The 25861-nt window shown below is 66.9% G+C and carries 29 protein-coding genes and 1 riboswitch; of the genes, 23 read left to right on the top strand and 6 right to left on the bottom strand.

Going from position 1 to position 25861, the window contains the following annotated elements; translation table 11 throughout:
* The first annotated feature begins 465 nt into the window (after positions 1-465).
* The 4 genes from PKE80_RS12360 (at position 466) to mdoH (ending at position 6121) form a co-directional block, all read left to right on the top strand.
* A complete protein-coding gene (locus tag PKE80_RS12360; protein ID WP_271182705.1) occupies positions 466-1515 on the top strand; it encodes a TolC family protein in 1050 nt (349 codons plus the stop codon).
* On the top strand, positions 1508-2701 hold the full coding sequence (locus tag PKE80_RS12355; RefSeq protein ID WP_271182704.1) for an efflux RND transporter periplasmic adaptor subunit: 1194 nt from the start codon (positions 1508-1510) through the stop codon (positions 2699-2701). Before PKE80_RS12360 ends, PKE80_RS12355 begins: the two co-directional genes overlap by 8 nt.
* Before the next feature lie 100 nt (positions 2702-2801).
* The gene (locus PKE80_RS12350; RefSeq protein ID WP_271182703.1) at positions 2802-4292 is read left to right on the top strand and encodes an OpgD/OpgG family glucan biosynthesis protein; all 1491 of its coding nucleotides are present in this window, start codon (positions 2802-2804) and stop codon (positions 4290-4292) included.
* 11 nt (positions 4293-4303) lie between these two features.
* On the top strand, positions 4304-6121 hold the full coding sequence (gene mdoH, locus PKE80_RS12345) for a glucans biosynthesis glucosyltransferase MdoH (protein ID WP_285019533.1): 1818 nt from the start codon (positions 4304-4306) through the stop codon (positions 6119-6121).
* Here mdoH and PKE80_RS12340 read toward each other — a convergent pair.
* Positions 6100-7419 carry a cobyrinic acid a,c-diamide synthase CobB gene (locus tag PKE80_RS12340; RefSeq protein ID WP_271182701.1) on the bottom strand — a complete coding sequence of 440 codons (1320 nt, stop codon included), beginning with the start codon at positions 7417-7419 and terminating at the stop codon, positions 6100-6102. The two genes, mdoH and PKE80_RS12340, sit on opposite strands and share 22 nt — an antisense overlap.
* A gap of 72 nt (positions 7420-7491) precedes the next feature.
* A riboswitch (cobalamin riboswitch) is annotated at positions 7492-7683 on the top strand.
* A 172-nt stretch (positions 7684-7855) separates the two neighbouring features.
* Between PKE80_RS12340 and PKE80_RS12335 the strand changes: the two genes are divergently transcribed.
* From PKE80_RS12335 to cobU, 9 genes are all read left to right on the top strand, one after another.
* A complete protein-coding gene (locus tag PKE80_RS12335) occupies positions 7856-9841 on the top strand; it encodes a TonB-dependent receptor plug domain-containing protein (RefSeq protein WP_271182700.1) in 1986 nt (661 codons plus the stop codon).
* Positions 9842-10085: 244 nt separating this feature from the next.
* Positions 10086-10493, top strand: a complete 408-nt coding sequence (locus PKE80_RS12330; RefSeq protein WP_271182699.1) for a DUF1636 domain-containing protein — start codon at positions 10086-10088, stop codon at positions 10491-10493.
* On the top strand, positions 10490-11506 hold the full coding sequence (gene cobT, locus PKE80_RS12325; protein ID WP_271182698.1) for a nicotinate-nucleotide--dimethylbenzimidazole phosphoribosyltransferase: 1017 nt from the start codon (positions 10490-10492) through the stop codon (positions 11504-11506). The genes PKE80_RS12330 and cobT overlap by 4 nt, the downstream gene beginning before the upstream one ends.
* On the top strand, positions 11503-12063 hold the full coding sequence (locus tag PKE80_RS12320; protein WP_271182697.1) for a histidine phosphatase family protein: 561 nt from the start codon (positions 11503-11505) through the stop codon (positions 12061-12063). Before cobT ends, PKE80_RS12320 begins: the two co-directional genes overlap by 4 nt.
* A gap of 145 nt (positions 12064-12208) precedes the next feature.
* Entirely contained in the window at positions 12209-12919 is a 711-nt protein-coding gene (cobS, locus tag PKE80_RS12315) for an adenosylcobinamide-GDP ribazoletransferase (protein WP_271182696.1), read from the top strand.
* On the top strand, positions 12916-13899 hold the full coding sequence (locus PKE80_RS12310) for a threonine-phosphate decarboxylase (protein ID WP_271182695.1): 984 nt from the start codon (positions 12916-12918) through the stop codon (positions 13897-13899). Before cobS ends, PKE80_RS12310 begins: the two co-directional genes overlap by 4 nt.
* Positions 13892-14839, top strand: a complete 948-nt coding sequence (cbiB, locus tag PKE80_RS12305; protein WP_271182694.1) for an adenosylcobinamide-phosphate synthase CbiB — start codon at positions 13892-13894, stop codon at positions 14837-14839. The genes PKE80_RS12310 and cbiB overlap by 8 nt, the downstream gene beginning before the upstream one ends.
* The gene (locus tag PKE80_RS12300; protein ID WP_271182693.1) at positions 14827-16284 is read left to right on the top strand and encodes a cobyric acid synthase; all 1458 of its coding nucleotides are present in this window, start codon (positions 14827-14829) and stop codon (positions 16282-16284) included. The genes cbiB and PKE80_RS12300 overlap by 13 nt, the downstream gene beginning before the upstream one ends.
* Positions 16284-16790, top strand: a complete 507-nt coding sequence (cobU, locus tag PKE80_RS12295) for a bifunctional adenosylcobinamide kinase/adenosylcobinamide-phosphate guanylyltransferase (RefSeq protein WP_271182692.1) — start codon at positions 16284-16286, stop codon at positions 16788-16790. The genes PKE80_RS12300 and cobU overlap by 1 nt, the downstream gene beginning before the upstream one ends.
* A 12-nt stretch (positions 16791-16802) precedes the next feature.
* On the opposite strand, the gene PKE80_RS12290 is transcribed toward cobU, so the two are convergent.
* Complete coding sequence (locus PKE80_RS12290; protein ID WP_155986223.1) at positions 16803-16979, bottom strand: ribosome modulation factor; 177 nt, start codon at positions 16977-16979, stop codon at positions 16803-16805.
* 290 nt (positions 16980-17269) lie between these two features.
* On the opposite strand from PKE80_RS12290, the gene PKE80_RS12285 reads away from it, so the two are divergent.
* From PKE80_RS12285 to PKE80_RS12245, 9 genes are all read left to right on the top strand, one after another.
* The gene (locus PKE80_RS12285) at positions 17270-18466 is read left to right on the top strand and encodes a tyrosine-type recombinase/integrase (protein ID WP_271182691.1); all 1197 of its coding nucleotides are present in this window, start codon (positions 17270-17272) and stop codon (positions 18464-18466) included.
* Positions 18459-19013 (top strand): hypothetical protein, encoded by a 555-nt coding sequence (locus PKE80_RS12280; RefSeq protein WP_271182690.1) that lies wholly within the window; start codon positions 18459-18461, stop codon positions 19011-19013. Before PKE80_RS12285 ends, PKE80_RS12280 begins: the two co-directional genes overlap by 8 nt.
* 83 nt (positions 19014-19096) lie before the next feature.
* Entirely contained in the window at positions 19097-19264 is a 168-nt protein-coding gene (locus PKE80_RS12275; protein WP_232493650.1) for a helix-turn-helix domain-containing protein, read from the top strand.
* Between the two features lie 211 nt (positions 19265-19475).
* Positions 19476-19676 carry a hypothetical protein gene (locus PKE80_RS12270; protein ID WP_271182689.1) on the top strand — a complete coding sequence of 67 codons (201 nt, stop codon included), beginning with the start codon at positions 19476-19478 and terminating at the stop codon, positions 19674-19676.
* Positions 19673-19996 carry a hypothetical protein gene (locus tag PKE80_RS12265; RefSeq protein ID WP_271182688.1) on the top strand — a complete coding sequence of 108 codons (324 nt, stop codon included), beginning with the start codon at positions 19673-19675 and terminating at the stop codon, positions 19994-19996. The genes PKE80_RS12270 and PKE80_RS12265 overlap by 4 nt, the downstream gene beginning before the upstream one ends.
* Positions 19993-20214 (top strand): hypothetical protein, encoded by a 222-nt coding sequence (locus tag PKE80_RS12260; protein WP_271182687.1) that lies wholly within the window; start codon positions 19993-19995, stop codon positions 20212-20214. Before PKE80_RS12265 ends, PKE80_RS12260 begins: the two co-directional genes overlap by 4 nt.
* Positions 20211-20663, top strand: coding sequence for a hypothetical protein (locus PKE80_RS12255; RefSeq protein WP_271182686.1), 453 nt, complete (start codon positions 20211-20213; stop codon positions 20661-20663). Before PKE80_RS12260 ends, PKE80_RS12255 begins: the two co-directional genes overlap by 4 nt.
* Positions 20660-21580, top strand: coding sequence for a DUF7146 domain-containing protein (locus PKE80_RS12250; RefSeq protein ID WP_271182685.1), 921 nt, complete (start codon positions 20660-20662; stop codon positions 21578-21580). Before PKE80_RS12255 ends, PKE80_RS12250 begins: the two co-directional genes overlap by 4 nt.
* Positions 21577-23133, top strand: a complete 1557-nt coding sequence (locus tag PKE80_RS12245) for a hypothetical protein (RefSeq protein WP_271182684.1) — start codon at positions 21577-21579, stop codon at positions 23131-23133. Before PKE80_RS12250 ends, PKE80_RS12245 begins: the two co-directional genes overlap by 4 nt.
* A gap of 5 nt (positions 23134-23138) precedes the next feature.
* Here PKE80_RS12245 and PKE80_RS12240 read toward each other — a convergent pair whose 3' ends face one another.
* Together PKE80_RS12240 and PKE80_RS12235 are read right to left on the bottom strand one after the other, a co-directional pair.
* Positions 23139-23531, bottom strand: a complete 393-nt coding sequence (locus tag PKE80_RS12240) for a PIN-like domain-containing protein (RefSeq protein WP_271182683.1) — start codon at positions 23529-23531, stop codon at positions 23139-23141.
* Positions 23528-24211 carry a DUF433 domain-containing protein gene (locus PKE80_RS12235; RefSeq protein WP_271182682.1) on the bottom strand — a complete coding sequence of 228 codons (684 nt, stop codon included), beginning with the start codon at positions 24209-24211 and terminating at the stop codon, positions 23528-23530. Before PKE80_RS12235 ends, PKE80_RS12240 begins: the two co-directional genes overlap by 4 nt.
* Before the next feature lie 346 nt (positions 24212-24557).
* Here PKE80_RS12235 and PKE80_RS12230 point away from each other — a divergent pair, with 346 nt between their 5' ends.
* On the top strand, positions 24558-24863 hold the full coding sequence (locus PKE80_RS12230) for a hypothetical protein (RefSeq protein ID WP_271182681.1): 306 nt from the start codon (positions 24558-24560) through the stop codon (positions 24861-24863).
* A 398-nt stretch (positions 24864-25261) separates the two neighbouring features.
* Here PKE80_RS12230 and PKE80_RS12225 read toward each other — a convergent pair whose 3' ends face one another.
* Both PKE80_RS12225 and PKE80_RS12220 read right to left on the bottom strand, forming a co-directional pair.
* Entirely contained in the window at positions 25262-25450 is a 189-nt protein-coding gene (locus PKE80_RS12225; RefSeq protein WP_271182680.1) for a hypothetical protein, read from the bottom strand.
* A gap of 205 nt (positions 25451-25655) precedes the next feature.
* On the bottom strand, positions 25656-25844 hold the full coding sequence (locus PKE80_RS12220) for a hypothetical protein (protein WP_271182679.1): 189 nt from the start codon (positions 25842-25844) through the stop codon (positions 25656-25658).
* Positions 25845-25861 lie beyond the last annotated feature (17 nt).

Below are 25861 nucleotides of genomic sequence, written 5' to 3'. Positions count from 1 at the left end.
CATCGGCTTGCTTTAAACTGGTACCCGTGGCCCAAAGACCCACGAGACCAGGCGCCGTCGCCCACATGTCCCTTCATCATAAACCTACAATGTCAAAGAACCACCAGGCAACAAACCCGGACAACCCGTCGTCCCCGGCTTTAACCTCGGAGAGCTTGGTGCCCGTCAGTGCTTGGCGACCGATGCAAAACCGTGTGGTCCGCTGCGGTGAACGGGCCTCTAAGGCCACCAGGTGAGTCGGTCAAACACTAATTTCAAAAAAAGTTCATCAAGCACCAGAAACCCCGGTTTCCTGCGCCTTTGCAATTACATAACCCCTCTTACCGCGCAGCATCACCCCGTTCAGCCTGCATAAAAGCGCGAATCTCCCGTCGCTCCCTGCCACCAGTCGGGCATTCCTGCGTTCGCTATCGCAGCATGATTGCTTCGCGGGGCTCAGGTGCTATCGGAATGCACGTGTCGAGAATGTTGAAACCACGCGCGCGACTGGGCGGCGCGGCGCTTATGGCGCTCGCGCTCGCTTGTGCAGGATGCGCCGAGACCACGAGGGACGTCGCCAGCGCCCCGGCCCCTGCCGCCGGCGCCGAGACTCCTGTCGTACCCGCGGCCCCCGCATGGTGGCGTGAGGCGGGAGACCCCGTTCTGGCGACACTGATACAGCAGGGCCTCGATACCAGCCCCGAAGTCATCTGCCGGATCGCTTCGCTGCGCCAGTACGATTACCAGACCGAGCACGACGCCAAACGCATCGGCGCCAAGCTGGGGCGGCTGTTCGGCGACAAGAGCGTGAACGCCGACCCGCAGATCAGGACTGAGAAGGTCGACCGGGTATCGGCGCGTCGGGAACGACTCGCCCGGCAGATCGCGCTTACCTATGTCGAAGTGCGGCGCCTGCAGAAAGACGTCGCGCTGCGCGGCAATCTGCGGGCTCAGTACAAGGATAATGCGGAAGTCGCCCAGTTCCGCCGTGAGGCCGGGCTCGTTCCGGCGATCGACGGATCGCTCGCCCGTTCGCAGGACGAGACCGCGCAGGGTGAACTGGGGTTCGCGCAAGGGCGGCTCGATCAGGCCATTGCCGAACTGGCCCGCCTTGTCGGGGATCAGCCCGATGCCCTTGCCGCGAAGCTCGGCACCCCGGGGACGCTTCCCGATCCTGCGGTAGACCCGCTTGCCTCGGCCGCACCGGAGAACCCGCAACGGGCCGTTCTGGCCGATGCCGTCCTCAGGGAAGCCCGACTGACTCAGGCGCTGGAGGAATCGCGCCGCTCCGTCCGTGACGCGCGTACCGCCTACCGCGAGGGAGCCGGGGCCTTCTCCACGCTTTACGTGACCGAAGCCGCCGCGCTCGCGGTCGAACTCGCGCTGGCTGATGCGCGCGCGGCCCGGGTGACGGCGACGCTCGATCTCTGGTCCGGGCAGGACGGGAGTTGGGCGCGCGAAGGTCTTGCACCGGTCGTTGCACCCGATCCTTCCGCGACAGGCCCCACGATAACGGTGACCGCCGGCTGTGACTGAACATGATACGCATACCCCGCTCGACGCCCTGCTCGGCGCCGCACCGCGCCGCGTGTTCCGCCACTGGCTGAGCCTGCTGATCCTGGCCATCGCCGCGCTGGGGGCGATGACGTTCTTCGTGCGCTTCGTGAGCGGGGACGACTCCCCGTATTATTCCACCCCGGTCGAGCGCGGAAACCTGACCCCGCTGATCTCCGAACGCGGGCAGATTCGCGGCGCCGGCGAAGTGACAGTGTTCTCGGCGCTTCCCGGCCGCGTGACCTGGGTATCCGGCAAGAGCGACGGCGCGGTCGAACAGGGCGAACTGCTCGCCATGATCGACGCGGGTGAGATCAAGGGCGCGGTGGAAGTCGGCCGCTCGCGCCTGACTGCAGCGCAGGCCGCCCTTGAAGCGGCGCAAGTCACCGCGCAGGATACCGGATCACGCCTTGCCCGGTTCGAGAGCGTATGGCGTCGCTCGGGCGGCCGCGCGCCCTCGCTCAACGAGATCGAGCTTGCCCGTGCCGATGCCCGCCGCGCGGACCTTGGCGTAGAGGCGGCGCGCGCCGAAGTGAAGGCCGCGCAGATCCAGTTCAAGGAAGACGAGACGCGCAAGTCCGGAGCCGAAGTGCGCGCTCCGTTCTCGGGCATACTGACCATGCGCCATGCGCAGCCGGGGCAGATGATCGGCGATCACCAGCCGCTGTTCACGATCGCGCAGGGCATCGCACCGCTGACCATCGAAGTCCCGCTCGACACCCACAGGGCAGAGCCGATCAAGGCGGGAACGCTTGCGAGTATCCGGCTCGATACCCTGCCCGACGCGCCGCAATCGGCCACGCTGACGCTGATGCGCGTATCTCCGCCGCCGCAGACCACACCGCCGCTTGCCGTCTTCACGATCGAAAAGCCCGGCCCGCAGGTCCGTCCCGGCATGAAGGCCACCGTCGAGATCGAACTGCCCGAGCGGCAGAACGTGCTGCTGGTCCCCAATGCCGCGCTGGAATTCGAGCCGGGCGCGCGTGGACCACAGCGGCGCGAGCGCATCTTCGTGCTCGACGGCGGCGAGCCGCGCCGGGTCTACGTCACCGTCGGCGCCAGCGACGGCAAGCGCACCGAAGTCTTCGCGAACGACCTCAAACCCGGCGATCGCGCGATCATCGGTTGGCGGGACGCGACGGCCGGAGGCGGCCAGTCAGGCGGATGAAAGGTTCCTCCTGCAACAATTGCCGCGTCCGTGCGTATGGGCATTCGACGGAAAATCCGAGGCAACAAGGGTAAGCAGCATTCTGAACGACGACGCGCAGATGTCGCGCCGCACGGCCATGGGGCTGATGGCGGCGCTCGCAGCGGCAAGCGCCCTGCCTGACGGGGTGAAGGCCGCGACGGGCGGTCGTCTCGGTACGCCCGAGCCGTTCTCGTGGGATCGCCTGGTGGCCCAGGCCCGCGATCTAGCCCGCAAGCCTTATGCGCCGATCGCCGAATCCACGCGCGCCGCCGCCGACTACGATGCGGCCGGGAAGCTGACTTACGGCGATGCGCCGATGGTCGCGGGCAACGTGCGGCTGTTCCCCGCCGTGCGCGGCACCGCGCCCAAGCCCGTCGTCATCTCGGTCGTCGAGGGCGGGCAGGCGCGCGCGATCGTCGATACCAGCGATCTGTTCGTCGGCGGCCACAACACCGACGCCGTAGGCTTCCGCGTCATGGACGCGACCGGCCGCAGCGACTGGCTGGCCTTTCAGGGCGCGAGCTATTTCCGCTCCTCCGGCGACCGCGACCAGTATGGCCTCTCGGCCCGCGCCATCGCCATCGACACCGGCCTTGCCACTGGCGAGGAGTTTCCCGACTTCACCCGCTTCTGGATCGAGCAGACCGGCGCCGACAGCGTACGCATCCATGCCCTGCTCGACGGGCCGAGCCTTGCCGGCGCCTATGCGTTCGATTGCCGCAAGACGGCGAATGGGGTGACGCAGGACGTCACTGCGGCGCTGTTCCTGCGCAAGGACGTCAAGCAACTGGGCCTCGGCGCTGCTTCGAGCATGTTCTGGTACGATCAGTCGAGCCCCGCCCGTACGCACGGCGACTGGCGGCCGGAAATCCACGATTCGGACGGCCTCGCGATCTGGTCGGGCAATGGCGAGCGGGTCTGGCGGCCGCTGGAAAATCCCGCGGTGGCGCGACTTCACGCGCTGCGTTCGGATTCGCCAAAGGGCTTCGGCCTGCTGCAGCGCGACCAGGCTTTCGATCACTATCAGGACGACGGCGTATTCTACGACCGTCGCCCCTCGCTCTGGGTCGAGCCCAAGGGAGACTGGGGCGCGGGCGCGGTCGGCCTCTATGAAATGCCGACGGGCAGCGAGACGCTCGACAACATCGCGCTGTTCTGGCGCCCCGACCGTCCCGCCAAGGCCGGGCAGCGCCGCGATTTCGCCTATCGGCTGACCTGGACGTCCAAGGACCCGACCATCGATGGCGGCTCACGCTGCGTCGATGTGTTCGAAGGCCCCGGCGGCAGTCCGGGTTCGCCGCCGCTGGAAGGCGTGCGCAAGTTCGTGTTCGATTTCTCCGGTCCCGCGCTGGCGGGCCTCGACCGGACCAGCGGCGTCACGCCCGATACCGACTTGCCCAAGGCTGCGGTGGTCTCCGCCGTCGCCTATCCGGTGGCGCGGTCTGACGGGCGCTGGCGAGCGATGATCGACGTGCGATCCGCCGCCCTGACCCAGCCCCAGTTCCGACTTTTTCTCAAGCGCGGCAACTCCGCGCTCAGTGAGACCGTTATCAAGGCTCTAGAATCGTGAGTGCGACGCCGATGAACCATTCGCCGATGCTTCCGGCCGAATCGCCCATGGCGATGCCGATCCAGAACCTGTGGGGCAATCCGCCCGGCGCGCGCGAGGTGAAGACCGCGCCGCACGGGATGCTGGTCAAGCGCCTGCTGCTGCTCGCGCTCACTGCCGCCATCGGCCTCGCCGCATCGAGCACGGTGCGCATGGAACTCTCGCGCGACGGGCTCGACTGGGTCGAAGCGCTGCTGCTGGTGTTCTTCGTGCCGCTGTTCTGCTGGATCTCGTTCGGCTTCGTTACCGCGACGATGGGCTTCCTCAAGCTCATCACCGGCGAGCATCCCGGCTTCACCGCGCTGCCAAGCCCGGCCTCCAGCCTGCGCCACAAGACCGCCGTGCTGATGCCGGTCTACAACGAGGGCGTCGAGGAAGTCTTCGCCCGCGTGCGTGCCATGGCCTACTCGATCGCCGAAGCCGGCGGCGCGCCGTGGATCGACTTCTTCGTCCTCAGCGATTCCAACCCCTTCCACGGCAAGCGCGAGGAAGCCGCCTGGCACGAACTGGCCGACCACGCGCCGATCAAGATCTATTACCGCCGCCGCGAGAAGAACATCGCCCGCAAGCCCGGCAACATCGCCGAATGGGTCAAGCGCTTCGGCGGCGCCTACGAGAACATGCTGGTGCTCGACGCCGATTCGATGATGAGCGGCGAGACGATCGTGGGCATGGCCTCGATCATGGAGGAGCGTCCCTCGATCGGCCTGCTCCAGACGGTGCCGATGATCACCAACGCGCGCACCCTGTTCCAACGCTGGATGCAGTTCGCGAGCGAGGCTTACGGCCCCATCGCAAGCGCCGGACTGCTGTGGTGGTCGGGCTCGGAAGCCAACTTCTGGGGCCATAACGCGATCGTGCGCACCCGCGCCTTCGCCGAAGCCTGCGGCCTTCCGGAGCTTCCCGGCAAGGCGCCGTTCGGCGGCCATATCCTCAGCCACGACATGCTTGAATCCGCCCTGCTGCGTCGGCGCGGCTGGGCGGTCCACATGGTCATGATCGGCGGTTCCTACGAGGAATTCCCGCCGACGATCATCGACATGGCGATCCGCGACCGCCGCTGGATGCAGGGCAACCTGCAGCACCTGCAGCTGCTCGGCGCCTCGGGCCTGCACTGGGCCAGCCGCCTGCACCTGCTGATCGGGGCTTCGGCCTACCTCACCTCGCCGGGCTGGCTGCTGCTGATCCTGACGATGATCGGCCAGGTCGCGACGCATGGCGATGGCGGCTTCGTCACCCTCGCCCCGCCAAGCGTGCTGGCATTGACAGTGATGCTGCTGTTCGGCCCGAAGATCATGGGGTTGATCTGGGTCCTGGCCGACGGCGAGCGGCGTCGCAGCTTCGGCGGCGGCTTCGCGGCCGTCCGCTCGGTCCTGCTGGAGACGGTACTGGCCATGCTGCTCGCACCAATCACCATGGTGACCCAGACCAAGGCACTGCTCGGCCTGCTGCTGGGCATCTCGGCGGGCTGGAACACCCAGACCCGCGATGCCCGCCGCATCACCGTGCGCGAGGTGCTGCCCGACTTGCGCGAGCACCTGCTGCTCGGCGCGGGCCTGACGGCGACCGCGTTCCTCGACATGACGACGGCGATCTGGCTCTCGCCGATCATCGTCGGCCTGTTCCTCTCGCCATGGCTCATCAGCCTGTCGTCTAGCGAGAACCTCGGCGACAAGGCGGACGCAGCCAAGGTTTTCCGCGTGCCCGAACCCGGCATCGTCGAGGCCAGCGAAGATCCGCGCAAGGAGGCCGCGATCCTCACCGAAGGTCAGTCGCTGGTCGAAGCCTGAACGAAAAACCGCGCCGCCGCTTCGGGAGCGGACGGGAAGTAGCCATGCATGTAGCTCGCCGTGAGCGAGCCGACGCGATAGAGCGCTTCCCCGTCCCGCCCGTCCGGCGTGCTGGCGCGAGCCTCCGGGACGAGCCCGGTTTCCAGCCGCGAATAATGAAACGTGTGCCCGCGCAAGGTCCCTCCCGGCAGCGCGATGTGCTGCATGCCGAGGGCGGCGAAACGCCGCTGCATCGCGGCGTGCCCCTCCAGCAATCCGAGCAGATCGGCCCGATACCCCTCTACGTCCGTCAGCGATGCACAGGCGTAGAGCATGCCCCCGCACTCGGCGAGAATCGGCCTGTCCGCCGCATGATGTGCCCGGATCGCTTCCAGCATCGGCGCATTGGCGGCAAGCGTCTGCAGATGCAGTTCCGGATAACCTCCGGGGAGCCAGATCGCCTCGCAATCGGGCAATCGCGCGTCATGAAGCGGTGAGAAGAAGGCGAGCTGCGCGCCTGCCCGTTCCAGCCATCGCAAGTTGGCGTGGTAGATGAAGGCGAAAGCCTCGTCCCGCGCGATGGCGATGCGCAGACCCCCCAGATTGGGGCTTTCCTCCGGGACCTCGGGCGCCGGGAAGCTCACCGGCGGCGGCAGGTCCAGCACGGCATCAGGCAGCAGGCTCGCCGCCCGATCCAGTCGCGCGTCGAGATCCGCGACCTCGGCTGCCTGCACCAGCCCGAGGTGCCGCTCGGGCAGCGTCACTCCGGCCTCGCGCGGGAAAGTGCCGAGCCACTTCACCGACGGAGGCACGCCCTGCTCCAGCAATTCCGCGTGCCGCGCGCTGCCGACGCGGTTGGCGATCACCGCATGGACCTCCAGCCCCGGCCGATACGTCGCAAGACCGTGGACCACCGCCCCGAAAGTCTGCGCCATCGCCGATCCATCGACCACCGCAAGCACCGGAAGGCCGAAGCGCCCGGCGAGGTCGGCGGCGCTGGGATCGCCGTCGAACAGGCCCATCGCGCCTTCGACGAGGATCAGCTCGGCCTCGTGCGCCGCTTCGTGGAGAAGGGCGCGACACTGCGCTTCTCCGCACATGAAAAGGTCGAGTTGATGGACCGGCGCGCCACTCGCGACTTCGAGCACCATGGGGTCGAGGAAGTCCGGCCCAACCTTGAAAACGCGCACTTTTCTGCCCGCTTTGAGGTGCCTTCGGGCCAATGCCGCGGTCACCAGCGTCTTGCCCTGACCCGAGGACGGAGCGCTTATCAGGTAGGCCGGGCAGGCCGGGGCATCGTCTTGGCGCGGAGTGTCCATCGCCTCCGCACCTATGGTTTCCCGCAGGTTGGCGCAAGCATTGGCCTCTTGCGCGGCAGCCCGGCGCACGATACTTGCCGCGCCGCGACAGGTTCCCCGCGAGGGGATTGAAAGGGAACGCGGGTGAAATACCCGGGCTGCCCCTGCAACTGTAAGCGGAGAGCCGTTCGGCCACATGCCATTGGGGATGCAAGTCCCTGAGAAGGCGGCCGAAATGGGCGAAGACCCGTGAGCCAGGAGACCTGCCCGTCGCCGTCGTTCTTCGACCGGACAGGGTGTGCCGGACGAACGGGGGAAGTCATTCCTCGCGCAACGACAGCCATCGTTCCGGCGGCCTGAGGGGGCTTGCGGGAGGTGTCGCGCTGTCTGTCCGCGCCCACTGCCCATGATCCTTCACCAGCCGGCGGAGCACCGCCGTTTGCATGAAGGAATACCAGTGAAACAGTACCTTGCCACGACCGCAGCCACCATCACGCTGCTCGTTTCGGCCTCTCCGGCGCTTGCGGACACAGCGGCACCCAACGATACCACAACGGCACCTGGCGACACCGAGAGTACACCAGGCGCGGCCGACAACATCCTCGTCAGCGCGCTTCGCACCCCCGTCGCGATCGAGCGCGTCTCCGCCACCGTGACCGTGCTGGGCGAGCCCGCGATCGTCGCCCTGCAGCCCATCGCCCTGACCGATGCCCTGCTGCGTACCCCCGGCGTCTCGATGTCGCGCAACGGCGGATACGGCACCACCACTTCTCTGCGCATCCGCGGCGCCGATGCGGGCGAGACCGTGATGGTGATCGACGGCATGCGCTTGTCCGATCCCTCGGCGACGGCGGGCGGCTACGGCTTCTCCAACCTGCTGCTCGACGACGTCGACCGCATCGAGATCCTGCGCGGGCCGCAGTCGATCCTGTGGGGCAGCGACGCGACCGGCGGTGTCGTCAACGTGCGCATCCGCCGCCCGACCGAGCCGCTCGAAGGCAGCTTCGCCGTTGAGGCGGGAACCCATGACACCGTCTCCGCCCGCGCGGGCGTGGGCGGCACCTCGGACCTCATCGACTGGCGCCTCTCCGCCTCGCGCTTCACCACCGACGGTATCTCCGCCCGCGCGAACGGGACCGAGGCCGACGGTTTCCAGCGCAGCGCCGCCAGCGGCACCGTCACGGTGCGCGTCGCCCCCGGCGTCAGCCTCGACCTGCGTGGCTACTGGGCCGACGGGAAGAACGATTTCGACGGCACTTCGGGCGACACCCTCGCTTATGGCACCACGAAGGAATGGTCGGGTTACGCCGGCCTCAACTTCGCGCTGCTGGACGGCAAGCTCGTCAACCGCGTCGCGGTGCTGCAGAACGTCACCGACCGGGAGAACTTCGACCCCACCCGCTCGATCCGCGCGATCACCTTCGACGCGCACGGCCGCCTGCGCCGCTACGAGTACCAGGGCACCTACACCTTCAGCGACGCGATCCAGGCCGTGTTCGGCGCCGAGCGCGAGGAGCAGCGGATGACCACCGCCTCGCCGACGAACTCCGCCACGCCCTATACGCTGACGCCCTACGCGGTGGACATGGACAGCCTCTACGCCGAACTGCGCGTGAGCCCGGTCAAGGGCCTCACCCTCGACGGCGGCGCGCGCTACGATCACCAGTCGCGCTTCGGCGGGCAGACCGTGTGGAGCGCGGGCGCGGCCTATACCCCCAACGAAGGCGCCACGGTGCTGCGCGCCAGCTATGACGAGGGTTTCAAGGCCCCCTCGCTCTACCAGATGTACAGCGCCTACGGCACCGCCGACCTCGCCCCGCAGAAGGCCAAGGGCTGGGAAGTGGGTGCCGAGCAGAACTTCGGCGAGGCGCTGCGCCTCACCGCCACGTGGTTCCAGCGCGACACCGACAACCTGATCGACTTCGCCTACTGCCCGACGGCTAGCGATTCAGGCGGCACGCTCCCCACCGCCTGCTACATCCCCGGCACCACGACCACGCGCTTCGGCTACTACGCCAACGTCAAGACGGCCAAGGCCAGCGGCCTGGAACTCGCCGCGTCTGCGAAGCTGGGCGTGCTGTTTGCCGAGGGCAACTACAGCTGGACCCGCGCCGAGGACCGCACCGAAGGCGCCTCGACTTATGGCCGCCAGCTGCAGCGCGTACCGCGCCACATGGCCAATGCCGAAGCGGGCATCGACCTGCCGCAAGGGCTTCGCGCCAGCGTCGCGGCGCGCTACTCGGGCGAGACCTTCAACGCCGCCACCGGCACCGCGAAGCTGGACGACTACTGGCTGATCGACTTTCGCGCGCAAGTGCGGATCAAGGAGAACCTGATGCTGCAAGGCCGCGTCGAGAACCTGACCGACAAGGACTACCAGACGGCGGCGGGTTACTCCGCGCTGGGACGGACGGTCTACGTCGGCGTGCGCAGCCGGTTCTGATGACAAGGAAGGCCCACCCCCGCCCCCTCCAGCAAGCGGGAGGGGAGACTTGCCCAAGACTTGGGAGCCCGCTGCCTGAAGCGGAACCGTCCTTGATAGTACCGTCGTCATTCCCGCGAAGGCGGGAACCCATCTCCCGACTTCGCCTGTTGCACCCGCATCAGTTGGGTCCCCGCCTTCGCGGGGATGACAAACTAGCTTTCAACCGCAGCAGGGCGGGCCTGCCCTCAAGAGAAACACCCCCATGCTGACCCCCGTACCTCCCGGCCCTTCGGTGGTCGTCTGCAACACCTGCCGCCACACCGCCGACGCCCGCGAGGACGAGACCGGCCAGCGGGGCGGCGCCCTGCTCGAAGCGGCGATGCGCAGCGTTCAGGCCACCGACCCGGACCTGCAGGGCGTCCAGATCCAGGCCATGCCCTGCCTCTTCGCCTGCAGCCGCCACTGCACCGTCCACGTCCGCGCACCGGGCAAGGTCGGCTACGTGCTGGGCGACTTCATGCCGGACGAAGACGCCGCCCGCGCCATCCTCGAATATGCGGCGCGCCATGCCGAAAGCGAGCACGGCCGCGTGCCCTTCAAGGAATGGCCGCAAGGCGTGAAGGGCCACTTCATCACCCGCACGCCCCCGGAAGGCTACGTCTGCACATGACCCGTTTCGCCGATCCCGCCTCCTTCGCCGCTGCCCTTGCCGCGCTGCCCGAACCCGACGAGGCCAGCCGCGCCGCCGCGCTGAACCGTCAGGCCCGCCTCACCAAGCCCACCGGCGCGCTCGGCCGACTGGAGGACATCGCGGTGTTCATGGCCGGCTGGCAAGGCTGCGAGCGGCCCGAGGCGGACCCGGTGCAGGCCGTCGTCTTCGCGGGCAATCACGGCGTCACCGCGCAGGGCGTCAGCGCCTATCCGCCGGAGGTCACCGTGCAGATGGTCGCCAACTTCGAGGCGGGCGGCGCGGCGATCAACGCGCTGACGGAGGCCTGCGGCGCGCGGCTTTCGGTGGTGGCGCTCGATCTCGACCGGCCGACCGGCGACATCACCCGCGAGGCGGCCATGAGCGCGGAGGAATGCCTCGACGCCCTGAACCGGGGCGCCGCCGCGCTGGGCGCCGATACCCGGCTGCTGCTGGTGGGCGAGATGGGCATCGGCAACACCACGCCCGCCGCCGCGCTCTGCGCCGCCGTACTGGGCGGCTCCGCGCAGGACTGGATCGGACGCGGCACCGGGATCGACGACCTCGGCCTGTCGCGCAAGGCGGTGGCGGTGGAGGCGGCCGTGGCGCTGCATTCCGGCGCCGCCATCGACGCCTTCGAGACGTTGCGCCTTCTCGGCGGGCGCGAGATCGCCGCGATGGCGGGCGCGATCCTCGCCGCGCGGCTGGCGCGAGTGCCGGTGCTGCTGGACGGGTTCATCGCCTCGGCCGCGATCCTGCCGCTGCTGCGGGACAACCCGCGTTTCACCGATCATTGCATCGCCGCACACTGCTCGGCCGAGGCGGGGCATGTGCGGCTGCTGGACAAGCTGGGGCTGGAGCCACTGCTTCACCTCGGCCTGCGGCTGGGCGAAGGCACCGGCGCTGCGCTGGCGGTGCCGATCGTGCGCGGGGCTCTGGCGACGCACAACCGGATGGCGACGTTCGACGAAGCGGCGGTGACCGATAAGGCATGAGCGGCATCGCGCTCCACCTGATGCGCCACGGCGCTCCGGCAAGGCCGGGCCTCCTGCTGGGCCACCGGGACGAGCCCGCGTTGCCGTCCGAGATCGCCCGCTGTGTCGCGCGCGCCGAGGGACTGGCGTTCGACCGCGTGGTGTCCTCGGACCTCAGCCGCACCCACGATCCCGCCGCACGCATCGCCGCCGCGCGCGGGCTGGAGCACCGCGTCGATCCCGACTGGCGCGAGCTGGATTTCGGCGACTGGACCGGCCTTGCCGCCGCGGAGGTCGACCCTGCCGCCTATGCCCGCTTCTGGCAGGACCCCGACGCCCACGCCCCGCCGGGCGGCGAGCGCTGGTCGGCCCTGCGCGCGCGGGTGGAGCGGGCGCTGGCGGGGATCACGGTGCCGAGCCTCGTGCTGACTCACGGCGGCGCGATGCGCGCGGCGCTGGCGGTACTGTTCCACATGGAGCAGCCGCAAGTCTGGGCCTTCGACCTGCCTTATGCGAGCGTGCTGAGCCTGCGCCTCTGGCCTGGCGAAGGCGCGCAGATCGTGGGGTTGAGTACATGACCCTCCCCTCCGCGCGCATGCCCCGCCCCGCCCGGCCTCCCCACCCCTCGTCATTGCGAGCGCAGCGAAGCAATCCAGGGCGGCGCAGCACTGCCCTGGATTGCTTCGCTGCGCTCGCAATGACGGTGAGGCCGGGGAAATCCTCATGAAGCACCTCGTCCTCGCCCTTCAGTTCCTCACCCGCCTGCCGCTCCCCGCCGTTCAGGCCGACGCGCAGGATTTCGCGAAGGCCATGCGCTGGTTCCCGGTCGCCGGGCTGCCGGTGGGCGCGGCGGCAGCGCTCCCATGGTGGCTGCTCCAGCCGCGCGATCCGTGGCTGGGCGCTCTGGCCGCGCTTGCCGCGTGGGTGGCGATCACCGGCGCACTGCATCTCGACGGCCTCGGCGACGTGGCGGACGGTGCGGGAGCCGCCCACGGCGACCGCGCGCGCCTCTCCGCCGTCATGGCCGACCCGCACGTAGGCAGCTTCGCCGTCGTCGCGATCGGCCTGCAACTGCTCGCCAAGCTGGTGCTGCTGCACGCGCTTACCCCCGTGCAATGGCCCGCGCTGGTCATGGTGCCGGTGCTGGCGCGCATCGCCCCGATCGGCTGGACGCTGTTCCTGCCGCCGCTCCACTCCGGCCTCGGCTCCCGCTTCCGCGAGGGCGTCGGCCGCCTGCACCTGATCGGCTGGAGCCTCGCCGCGATCCTCGCCGTCGTGCTGACCTCGCCCGCGCTGCTGGCGCTGTTCGTCGCCGTGCCGCTGTGGGGCTGGTGGCTGCGTGCGAAGCTCGGCGGCATCTCGGGCGATGGCCACGGTGCCGGGATCGAGCTGGTCGAGACCGCCCTGCTACTCGCGCTGGTGCTGCTGCCGTGACCCCCGACCTGCTCCACCACGGCGGCCGCCTGGCCGAAGCCGCGCGCCTTTACGGCGGCGATCCGGCGCAGTGGCTGGACCTCTCCACCGGCCTCAATCCCGTGCCTTGGAGCCCACCCGACAATCTGCGTATCGATTGGCACGCCCTGCCCGATCCCGAAGCGCTCGCCGCCCTCGAACGGACCGCTGCCCGCCACTTCGGCGCCGAGCCCCGCCACGTCTGCGCCGTCCCCGGCAGCGAGACCGCGCTGCGCCTCCTCGCCGGAATGCTGGACCTGCCCGGCCGCGCGCTGGCCCCCGCCTACCGCACCCATGCCGAGGCTTTCGCCCGCTCCCGCCCGATCGCCTTCGCCGCGCCAACCGAGGGTGCCGAGGCCGTCGTCCTCGCCAACCCCAACAACCCCGACGGCCTGCTGCGGGGAGCCGCCGCCGTGCTCGGCTGGCACGACGCCATCGCCGCGCAAGGCGGCTGGCTGATCGCCGACGAAGCCTTCGCCGACTGTCACCCGCAAGCCAGCGTCGCCCGCCACGTCACGGATCACCGCCGCCTCATCGTCCTGCGCTCGTTCGGCAAGTTCTTCGGCCTCGCAGGGCTACGCCTCGGTTTCGTGATCGCGCCGAGCGAAGTGCTGGACCGCCTGCGCGCCCTGATCGGCAGCTGGCCCCTCCACACCGCCGCGCTCGAACTCGGCCGCGCCGCTTATGCCGACGCCGCGTGGATAGAGCGCACCCACGCCGAACTCCCCGGCCGGGCCGCCGCGCTCGACGCGGTGCTGAAGCGCCACGGCCTGTCCCCGCAAGGCGCCTGCCCGCTGTTCCGCTACCTCTCGGGCGTGGACGCAGGCGCGCTGTTCGAGCGGCTGGCCAAGGCCCGCATCCTCACCCGTCCTTTCGCCGAGCGCCCCGACACCCTGCGCCTCGGCGTCCCTGCCGATCCCGCCGCGCTGGACCGCCTCGACCGGGCGCTCCGCCATGGCTGAACCCATCGCCGCCGCCGCACTCGCGATCGAGGCCGCGCTCGGCTGGCCCGCCCGGCTCCATGCCCTGGCCGGCCACCCCGTCGGCCTCTTCGCCCGGATCATCCGCGCTTGCGAGCGCCGCCTCAACCGCCGCGACGCCTCGCCCGCACGGCGCCGCCTCGCGGGCATGCTCGCCACCGCGCTGCTCGTCGCGCTCACCGGCGGTCTCACTCTCGCGATCGAGATCGCCGTCCGCGCCCTCGCAGGCGCATGGGCCTGGCCGATCCTCGCCGTGCTCGCCTGGCCCGCGATGGCCGCGCGCAGCCTCGACGACCACGTCCGCCCGATCCGCGACGCCCTGCTGCGCGGCGACTTGCCCGAGGCACGCCGCACCGTCGGCATGATCGTCGGCCGCGACACCCGCAATCTAGACGCGCCCGCCACCGCCCGCGCCGCCATCGAGAGCCTGGCCGAGAGCTTCTGCGACGGCGTCGTCGCGCCGCTGTTCTGGCTGCTCCTGCTGGGCCTGCCAGGCGCGTGGATGCTCAAGGCGATCAACACCGCCGACAGCATGATCGGCCACCGCGAGGAGCCTTACGGCTCCTACGGCTGGGCCGCCGCGCGCCTCGACGATCTCGTCATGCTCATCCCCGCGCGGCTTGCAGGCGTGCTGCTGTGCCTCGCAGGCCTGAAAGGCTGGCGCATCATGGCCCGCGACCACGCCCGCCACGCCTCGCCCAACGCGGGCTGGCCCGAGGCGGCGATGGCCGGCGCGCTGGGCATCCGCCTCGCCGGGCCGATCGCCTACGACGGCGTGCTTGCCGACAAGCCGTGGATCGGTGAAGGCGGCATCGCGACACCGCACCACCTCTCCCGCGCGCTGACGATCTACCGGCGCGCCTGCCTGATACTGGGCCTGATATTGGGGATCATCGCTATGGGAATCGCATGGCTGGCCTGATGCTGCAGGGAACCGGCTCCGACGTCGGCAAGTCGGTGCTGGTCGCAGGGCTCTGCCGCGCCGCCGCCAACCGGGGGCTCACCGTCCTGCCGTTCAAGCCGCAGAACATGTCGAACAACGCCGCCGTCACGCCCGAGGGCGGCGAGATCGGCCGCGCGCAGGCGCTGCAGGCCATCGCCGCGCGCGCGCCGCTCCATGTCGACATGAACCCGGTGCTCCTGAAACCCCAGGCCGACCGCACCTCGCAACTGATCGTCCACGGGAAGGTGCGCGGCACGCTGGGCGCCGCCAACTTCCGCGAGGCGCGCCGTCCCTTGCTGGGCGAAGTGCTCGAAAGCTACCGCCGGCTGGAGGCGCGCTGCGACCTCGTTCTCGTCGAAGGCGCGGGCTCTCCCGCCGAGATCAACTTGCGCAGCGGCGACATCGCCAACATGGGCTTCGCGCGCGCCGCCAACGTCCCGGTGGTGCTGGCGGGCGACATCGACCGGGGCGGCGTCATCGCCGCCGTGGTCGGCACCCGCGCGGTGATCGATCCCGAGGACGCGGCGATGATCCACGGCTTCATCATCAACAAGTTCCGCGGCGATCCCGCCCTCTTCACCGACGGCTACGAGGCGATCGAGCGCCTGTCCGGCTGGCGCGGCTTCGGCGTCCTGCCGTGGGAGCCCGCCGTCGCACGGTTGCCGAGCGAGGACGCCGTGATCCTCGAACGCGGGCTCGGCGCGAAGCCGGGCAAGCTGCTGGTCGCCTGCCCGATCCTGCCGCGCATCGCCAACTTCGACGACCTCGACCCGCTGCGGCAGGAGAGCGGCGTGGACGTCGCGATGATCCCGCCCGGCACCCCGATCCCGGCCGAGGCGGCGCTGATCGTCCTGCCCGGCTCCAAGGCGACGATCGCCGACATGGCCTTCCTTCGGACACAGGGCTGGGACATCGACGTCCTCGCCCATCACCGGCGCGGCGGGGCGGTACTGGGCATCTGCGGCGGCTACCAGATGCTCGGCCGGACCATCGCCGACCCCCTCGGCATCGAGGGGCCTCCGGGCGAAGTCGCCGGGCTCGGCCTGCTCGACGTGACGACGGTGCTGGCGGGCCGCAAGACGCTGCAGCAAGTCGAGGGCACGGCGATGGACGCCCCGTTCGCAGGCTACGAGATGCACATGGGCGTGACCGAGGGGCCCGACGCCGCGCGGCCTTTCGCGCGACTGGCGCAGGGCCGCGCGGACGGCGCCATCGGGCGAGACGGGCGGACTTTCGGCACCTACTGCCACGGCCTGCTCGCCAAGCCGGGCCTTCGCAGCGCCCTGCTCGCCCGCATCGGCGCGCAGTCGGACGGCTTCGACAACGACGCCCGCGTCGATGCCGCACTCGATGCGCTGGCCGAGGCGATGGAGCGCCATCTGGACATCGACGGGCTACTCGCCCTGGCGGGAGTTACCTTATGATGCGCAGCCTTCTGGTCTTGGGCGGCGCCCGTTCCGGCAAGAGCCGCCATGCGCAGGCGCGCATAGAAGCGCAGCCCGGCCGCCTTTCCTACATCGCAACCGGGCAGGCGTTCGACGGTGAAATGACCGAACGCATCGCCCGCCACCGCGAGGATCGCGGGCCGCGCTGGACCACGCTGGAGGAACCGCTCGATCTGGCAGGCGCCATCGACAGGGCCGCGCGGGAGGCGGATGCGGTGCTCGTCGACTGCCTGACACTGTGGTTATCGAACCTGATGCTGGCGGACCTGCCGCTGGACGGGCCGGTCGCGGCTTTGCAGGAGGCGATCCGCCGCTGCCCGGTCCCGCTGGCGCTGGTATCCAACGAGGTGGGCCTGAGCATCGTCCCCGAGAACGCCCTCGCCCGGCGCTTCCGCGACGAAGCGGGACGCCTGAACCAGACCATCGCCGCGACGGTCGATGAAGTCGAATTCGTCGCTGCGGGGCTGCCGCTCAAGCTGAAATAGAGAAATTCCGCCTCAATTGGGCAGTGAATGCCGCCGATCCTGCGCAAACGGATCGTGGCGATAGCCGGCTTCCCATGCGGCTCTCTGCTGGGGACTGGCGTAAGGATTGCTGGAAAGCGGAATGCCGGCCTGCGCGGCCTTGATGCCCCAGAAATGGGCACGTTGAACATTGGACAATGTGCGGCTCACGTCTTGCTGATACTGCCTGCTGCAACGCGGCAACGCACGTGCAAGCTGCAGGTCTTAACGCATGTTAACGGCAGACAGCGCCGCGGGCGCGATGAACTGCGCGGGGGCGATGAGACGTCAATGTGGGGATATGGTGCACCCGACAGGATCATAACTATTTGTTCGCGAATGTTCGGGGTTATCCTCGACTCGCCCGGTTTCCCTAGGTTGTGTCAATCCAAGGGTTCGCATATGTTCTCCTTTGTTCGCGGCAAACCACGATTTTATGTGGTAACGGATGAGGGAACTAGATGGGCAAGCTCAATGCCCTTGGCGTGAAGAATGCGAAGCCCGGGCGTCATGGCGATGGCGAAGGGCTCTATCTGGTCGTGAAGCCTACGGGCGCCAAGTCCTGGATCCTCAGGGTGCAGCGCGACAAGATGCGCCGGGACATTGGCCTTGGATCGCTGGCGGCTCTGACGTTGGCCGAGGCCCGTGAGAAGGCTGCTGAGCTGCGGAAACATACCCTTAACGGGCGTGACCCTATCGCCGAGCGCGATCGTGACCGGCGCCCCATCCCAACTTTCAAGGAAGCCGCCAAGAAGACGCACGCCGCTCTCAAGTCCGGATGGGTGGGTAAGAGCGCAGACGCCTTCCTGTCCTCCCTGGAAACCTACGCCTTTCCCTCGCTGGGCAATCGCCGGGTCGATACGATCGACGCCGCCAACATCCAAAAGATGCTGACGCCGATCTGGACCACGAAGCCCGAACTGGCTCGTAAGCTCCGCATGCGCGTGGGGCAGGTGCTGAACTTCGCCCATTCGAAGGGCTGGCGAACGACGGAAGCCCCAGGACGATCGGTGGGTGTGGGCCTGCCCAAGCAGCCGAAGGGCGGAAATTTCGCCGCGATGCCCTATCCTGATGTGCCCGCGTTCATGACCCGACTCGCAGGAGAAAGCCAAACCAGCGGGCGTCGCGCCCTGATGTTCCTGATCCTGACTGCCGCCCGCCCCGGCGAGGTCCGTTTCGCCACTTGGGGACAGATCGATTTCAGGAAGGCGGAATGGAACCGGCCGGCTGAGATCATGAAACTGCGCGAGCCGCACACCGTCACGCTCAGCAAGGCAGCCATGGCGCTGCTGTCCGAGATCAAAGGCAAAAGGGAGATCGACCCCAAAGCGCTGATCTTCCCCGGCCAGCGCCTTAAACCCCTGTCTGACATGGCACTCAGCAAGGTCATGCGGGACGCGGGGCTGATCTACAACGCGCACGCATTCCGCTCATCCTTCCGGGATTGGGCCGCCGAGAAGATGCCGGATGTGCCCGATGCGGTGGCGGAAGCTGCCTTGGCCCATACCGTGCCGGACAAGGTGGTGCGGGCCTACAAGCGGACCAAGTTCATGGAGATGCGGCGGACGCTCATGGATGGGTGGGGACAGTTTCTGGAACCTGCGAGGCTGGAACAGGAAACGCCAGAGGTGCATCCCTTGGATCCTGCCGATGCCTAAGGCCGAAACAGTCAACGTCAAAATCGCGCCAGTCGAAGCGAGAATGGTCGCGGAATGGTTGAGGTCTTTACCTTCGCCCCTATTCGACGGGCCTCGCCTGAACGTGCGAACTTTGCCCAACGGTGTGCGCGAATCATTAGTCGAGCAGCTTGAAGGCTTCTCTAAACGGAAGCGCCGATCGGGTGCGTTCCTTACGGCCGGGATAGAGCTGAGTCGCCTCGACGCCCAATTTTTGGCAGCGAAGGTTCAACCGGGGATGTTTGGAACCGCCCGCCAACGACAGATCCCGGCTGTGGTGCACGCTCTTTGCCACCAATGCTTGGCCGCTCTCAACAAGAAGAGGGGGGCGCCAAAGCAGCGCGCCGCCGCTTTAGAAAATGCCATTTCACGTCAGGGCAGGAACACGACCGACCCGGTCAGGCCGGTGGATCCTCGTTGGCTGAAGCGATTGAAGAAGCGCCAGCGTGAAGACACAGAAATGGCGGAATGGTTAGGAGAAGGGCGCGGGCTATGGGGCGTCCCGCCGCCTCGACAAAATTCTCCTTAATTTTCGCCACCCGCCTTGAGCGAAACTTGAGTCTAATTCCGTAGTCGCCCGCTGGCTTTCGCCAGCTTTCATCGGAGCGACAGATGGAACCCCTCACCCTCACTATCGACGACACGAAGAAGGCGATCGGCCTCGGCCGGACGAAGATCTATGACCTGATCGGACAGGGCAAGCTGGAAACCGTGAAGGTAGGCCGCCGCACCCTCGTGAAGACCGCAAGCATCCGCGCTCTCGTGGACCAGGCTGCGTGAGCCGCCGTGCGTACCGCTGTAAGGGCTGCGTCGCCCCGTAAGACGCGAAAGGCCCGCACCGTTGGCGCGGTGCAGGCCTCCACAAATTTCCTCTACAGCAGCAATGATGAGGATAATCTGATCGGCCAGCAGGCGCAACGGCTCGTTCGCCTCTTCGGTCTTCCTGACGGTCGCGCGCGCACCATCGCCGCCCTCGCATGGGGAGGCGCACATGGCTGATCCCTTCACCACCCCACGGTCCGCCGCGCTCGCGCTGCTCAACTCCGATCAGCATCTGACGCGCAAGGCAGGCTCGTTCCTCGGTCAGACCGCCGTTGATCCCAAGCCGCTTACCCCGGCGCAGATCGAATGGCTGGCGACACTGCTGGAGCGTGCTGGCTTGCCCATCCTCAAAGAGGGAGGTCGCTCGTGATCCACGAACCGATCTATCCTCATGCGCCCGGCCATCGCGGCGTGGACACCTCAATTGCAGCGGCGGAGGCTATCGAGATGTCGGTGGGGCATCTCCAGCGCGTGGCGCTGCGGGCTATTCGCACCGCCGGTAGCCGAGGCCTGACGACGAACGAACTGGTTGCTGCCGTCCGTATCAGTCGGGACTCGATCCAGCCTCGCACTTCCGAACTGCGCGAAATGGGCTTCATCCGGGACAGTGGTGCGCGCCGTCGCAATGCCAACGGCAAGAGCGCCATCGTCTGGGTCGCTGCCCCCGCTCGCGGGAGGGCCGCACGATGACAGACGCGAAAACCTATTTCGAAGGCCCGGCGATCCTTGTCGATCGCTCGCCGTTCGGCGGTTTCGAAGTCGAGCCCCGCATGTGCCCGGCGGCGTCTGGCAAGGGTAGCTGGTTTTCGAACTACGCAGACGCCCACGAATACGCCGACGCACTTGCGTTGGAAGCTGGAGCCAAAGCCATCGTCCTTTGCGACGCTCCCCAGGAGGGCGCGGAATGATCCATTCCACAATCTCTCGCGCCCACATCGATCGCAAGTTGGACGAAGCGGAACCTCACCTGATCCCGATCCTCGAAGCGGTGCGTGACCATAAGGTGGGCCTCATGTTCGTCGGTCAGAGCAGTGAGGCTTTCCGTCTGCCGGTTGATCGGAAGCGCTCGGCCATCACCATCATCGGCGATGACCTGCACGAGGCTCTCGGGCCTGCGGGTTTCCACATGCCGTCGGTCCGTCGGATCATCCGCGCCTCGCACACCTTCGCGGTCATCTCCTGCGCAGCGCTGGAGCCGGTCTACGACGCGATGGCGTTCGCCGTATCGACGGCGCGCAGGAACGCCTTGCTCGTCGAGACGCAACCCGAGTTCGAGGCTGAATGGGTCGAACTCATCCGCAAGCTGGTGCCTAGCCGTCCGTTGACCATCGCCACCGTGAAGGAAGGGCGCGCATGAACATGCTCGTCAATGTCGCGGCAGTGGCCGCAGCGAACCCGCTCCCGCAGATCATCGGCGCGGTGGTCCCATTGCAGGCCGCAGGCGACGAATGGAAATGCTGCTGCCCGTTCCACAATGACCGCTCGCCCAGCCTGTCGATCTACAGCGGCGGCAAGCGTTGGTACTGCTTCGGCTGCGGTAAGGGCGGCGACGTTATCGACTTCGTGCGGGAGTTGCACCAGATCGAGTTCCGCGCCGCCGCCGCCATGCTCGCCGCTGGTGACATGCCTGCTGTGGCCGTGACGCCGATCATTGATGCGCCAGAGCGGACGAAGGAAGAGCGCATCGAGGAAGCCCGCGCCATCTGGCGGGCGGCGTCTCCCGCTTCGGGCACCTTGGCCGAAGCCTATCTGCGGTTTCGCGGGCTGGATCTCGTGATTCCCGAAACCATCCGGTTCACATGGCTCACCTATGGCAGCCACGGCCCCCAGCATCCCTGCCTGGTTGCGGTCATCACCGGGCCGGACAACCGCCTGTGCGGTATCCAGCGGACCTATCTCGCAGCAGACGGGCGCGGAAAGGCCAACGTCCGCAAGCCAAAGCTCTCGCTCGGCCGGATCTCAGGCGGCGCCATCCGTCTTGCACCTGCGGCCTGCGACCTGATCGTCTGCGAAGGGCTCGAGGACGGCCTGACGCTGCAGCAGGAAATGGGCCGGGCAGTCTGGGTCGCAGCAGGTGCTGGGAACATGCCGAAGATGCGTTTCCCCTCGCTGGTGTCCCGCGTGACCGTCGGCGGGGATGCCGACGAGGCGGGCCGCACTGGGGCCAACGCTGCGATTGACGCTTACCGGATGCGCGGGATCAGCAGCCGCGCAATCTTTCCGGTAGGGGCCAAGGATTTCAATGCCGAGCTGATGGGGAGGCTCGGGAAATGAGCGCACGTCCGAATTCGAATATCGCCGTCGTATCGAACCCGCCACGCCCGCTCATCACCGTCCGGGCTGGCGAGTTGCACCTCATGGCATCGGAGGGAGAGCGTGCGCTGATCGGCGCTGGCTCCCCTCTATACGTTCGTGGTGGTCTGGTGCGTCCGATCGTCGATGAGTTGCCTGCTGCACATGGCCACAAGACGAAGGTCGCACGCTTGGCCGAGGTCACGGCAGACACTTTGGTCGATCACCTGTCACGCGAGGCCGACTGGGAAAGGTTCGACGCCCGCAAAAAGCGCATGGTCATCACCGACCCGCCCCGGCCCGTTGCTGCGACGATCCTTTCCCGTGACGGCGAATGGCAGTTCCCGAGGCTGGCCGGCGTCATCACGACGCCGACGCTACGCCCGGATGGCACGATCCTTTCGACGCCCGGCTACGATGCCCAGACGCAGCTTCTGCTCATGGACCCGCCGCGTCTTCCCGCGATCCCCGAGCAGCCGACCCGCGCAGATGCCCTGAAGGCCCTGGCTTTCCTCAATGCGCTGCTGGACGAGTTTCCATTCGTCGATGAAGCAAGCCGCTCGGTTGCCCTCTCGGGGCTTATCACGCCGGTTGTGCGTGGCGCGATGCAGGTTGCCCCCATGCACGTCACCAGCGCGCCAGTAGCAGGCTCAGGCAAGAGCTACATCATCGATTTGGCGGCCGCCATCAGCATCGGGCAACGCGCTCCCGTGATGGCGGCTGGACGTGATGAAGCCGAAACCGAAAAGCGCCTCGTCTCGGCTCTGCTCGGGGGGCAGGCCATCATCTCCATCGACAACGTGAATGGCGACCTTGGCGGGGACTTCCTGTGCCAAATGATCGAGCGCCCAATCGTCGAGCCGCGCGTGCTGGGATCTTCCAAGCTCATACGGATCGAAAGCCGGGCTACGACCTTCGCCACGGGCAACAATATCCATCTGGTCGGCGACATGACCCGCCGCGTGGTCCTGTGCTCGCTCGATCCGAACATGGAGCGCCCGGAACTGCGCCAGTTCAAGAAGAGCCCCATGGATCAGGTGCTCTCCGATCGCGGGAAGTATGTGGCTGCGGCGCTCACTGTGGCCCGTGCCTATGCGGCGGCTGGCTACCCCGATCAGCTTCCGGCGCTTGCGTCCTTCGAGGACTGGAGCCGCATAGTGCGCTCGGCGCTAGTCTGGCTGGGCAAGCCTGATCCGGTGAAGACGATGGAAGCGGCAAGGGCGGATGACCCTACGACCTCCAGCCTCAGGGCGGCTCTCATCTCCTGGCACGGCGCTGTAGGTTCTGCCCCACTGACCACGGGCAAGATCATCGACGCCGCGAAAAGGCTCGATCCGCTCGGAAACCGCATCAACGGCGATCTCTATCAGGCATTGGTGGACGTGGCTGAGGAGCGTGGGGGCGGGATCAATGCCCGCAAGCTTGGCCACTGGCTAGCCCGGCATCGTGGCCGGGTGGTCGATGGGCTGAAGTTCGTCGATGAGGAAGACAGCCATGCGAAGCAGAAGGCGTGGGCGGTGGTGAGGGTGGCTTAAAGCATTCACATACCGCCCAGCCGGTCACCGGTCGCGCCAATCTCATAGCAACCGCTACTGACGCTTTCCGAGATGCCAACCATAACGGGCCAAAGGATAAGAAGCCGGGCGCCGAGGCGTTCCGTAGGCCATTTCGAAACAGATGGCGCTAGGAAGAAGCCAATCAGGCCGGAACTCAAAAAGAGCTGCCTCGAAGGCCGCTTTTTCGCGATGTTGCGGTCGCCAGTTAGGACGCACCATCGCCCCTCTTTGCCAAGTAACTCAATCCACTCTTCGTCTTTCAGACTGCCTGTTCCGAACTTTTCGCGGATGTGCACAACGGTGTGCACACCCTCGAAAAAGGCTCCAAGACCTCTGGCAAGCCGAGGTGGGAGGTTATTGTCGACGAGGAGCTTCACGCCGCCTTGCGATTACCAATCCTGGCTTCGTAAGCCAGAGCATCGCGGATAAGCTTAGGACGGATCTCATATACCTTCGCGGCCGCCTCAATCGAGCCCTCAGCTTCCACGATTTCGACGACGCGAGCAGTCGTTATGCCGCTATCTGCCAGGATAGGCTGACCGAATGACCGAGCAGGATCCGCGACCACAGTCTTCTTCCCATGCAGCAGCCACCAGCGCTCCGCGCCCGAGGGGCCGAAATCGAGATCTTGGAGCGTAGGTTCAACGACGCGCTTGAAAACACCCTGACTTTTGCGAAGATCGATAAAGACCGGCTCGTCCAATCCCCGCGTAATTTCCAAGAAGATCGTCCTCCCGTCGGTCTTAAATTCCTGCGTCGAGAACGGGCGCTCGTCGCCGATGATCAAACGCGCGCGCTCGATGCAATTCCGAATTGTAGGCAGGCCGATCCGCCTTCCGCGAAGAGCATTCACAATTCGCGCCTCAACCAAGTCACGGAAACCAAGCAAAACGCCTTCGTCATCAGGGGTGTACTGGGGCTTCCACAGTGCCGCCTCTGCCTTGTCGTGGTGCTGATACCCCAGCAACCAACGACGCAGAGTGGCTGGACTCATCCCGACCATGCGGGCTGCTTCCAAAGGCGTATATGCGCCAATACCGAACTCTGCGTCTCTCATGGATGCTGTATAGGCACAGGACATCTCACCACGCCAAGGCTTTTGCGATGCCCAGCAGCATTAATAGCATTTGCGGGTAATGCGGGGTTTTGCGGGTATTATCCCAGCTCTTATATCTATTTTGTCACTGACAAATCCCCGCGTTAGGTAGGGAACATACCCGCAGATACCCGCATTACCCGCAAATCAGGGCCGGGCCATGAGCCTTCACAGTGTTGGGGATTCTTCCGGCCAACCTTGTTCGCTGGGACCGACTGTGCCCCAGTTCGTGCTGGTCACAGCCGTCTAGCGCCCGCCGGATTGACCGCTACGATACTCCCGATTCGGTTGGAGGAGGGGCGTGTTGATGCCAAATGGCGCATGGATGGTCAGGGTGAGGCACAACAAGGTCTCGGTGGGCATCTTCACCTGTGACCCAGACGACCTCGCCGACCTTGTGGATCAGGTCTGTGAACCGGGTGCCTGCGAATACAAGCCGATGCCGCCTGGTGGGTTTGTCTTTGGGGGCGAGGTCGTTCTGCATCAACTTGATGAAGCGTCCGAAGACACAGCCGTACATTTCAGTGACGCCTATCTCACTGAAGAATGGGTGCAACACGCCTATGAGGACGATGGCGACTGGTGGCCCATCCTCATTGCGGAGAACGACTGAGTATGTGGTGGCATGTGGCATGCGGGGCCCTCGCCGAAGGCAAACGCCTCGCGATCACCTACGACGGGTTAACTCGGGTCGTCGAGGTACATGCTGTCGGCACGACCGACGATGGCAATCCCATCATGCGGGCATGGCAGGTCCGAGGCGGCAGTCGGAGCGGAAGTCCTTCATCTTGGCGCCTATTCCGTCTTGACCGAACTTGGCAGTATGCCGTGCTCGACGAAAAGAGCGAGGCTCCTCGGGTCGGGTACAAGCGAGGTGACGCTGCGATAGCGCGCATACGCTGCCAGATTTAAACCGCCGCAGTTGCAAGGGCCTGCTGGATAGGCAGGCTCGCAGTTGACCGCGCAATCGGACCAGTGCCCCGTTTCGGGTGCCTCTTGGCTCATATGCTTTCACATGCCCACAATCCGCCGCAGCACGACCGCATCATTCGCCCCGAACGCGCCATGCTCAGACTCATAGGCAGCAATCGTGCCCTCACGGGTCTGACCGACATGCTGGACCACCCGGTGCCACGTGCGCCCGACCGGCGGGTTCATCGAAACTTCCAAGGCCTCGATACGGCGGATGTGGTTGTTCATTGGACAGTCCTTTCCTGAGGCAACCCCTTCGAGCGGCCATCGACTTGCTTGAGAATATGCCCCCACAGCCCTGACTTCTCTGTCGCGTTGCCTCCGGGCGCGAGTAGCCATGCCGTGGGATCGGCCTCGCGCGACAGGATGGCTTCGACCAACGCAGCGTCCGACATGCTGCCGCCCAAAGCTTCCAGTCTCTCTAGGCGAGCGCTCAGCCGAGGCATTGGTCGGTCTGGACAGCAAATGGGGGCCAGCGGCCATCGTCGAAGGTCGTCACGGCAATACGGCCTTCGCCGCCGCCAGGCACGACACCACGAAGCTGAATGCAGGTGATGGGTTCGGCCGACGAAGGTTGCGTCGCTTCCAGGCGTTCGACACGGCGGCGGATGGGGTTGGTCATGGTCGTTCTCCAGATTG

The sequence above is a fragment of the Novosphingobium resinovorum genome (assembly GCF_027922145.1).
GTDB classification, from domain to species: domain Bacteria; phylum Pseudomonadota; class Alphaproteobacteria; order Sphingomonadales; family Sphingomonadaceae; genus Novosphingobium; species Novosphingobium resinovorum.
This window is presented reverse-complemented; position numbering and strand designations above follow the sequence as displayed.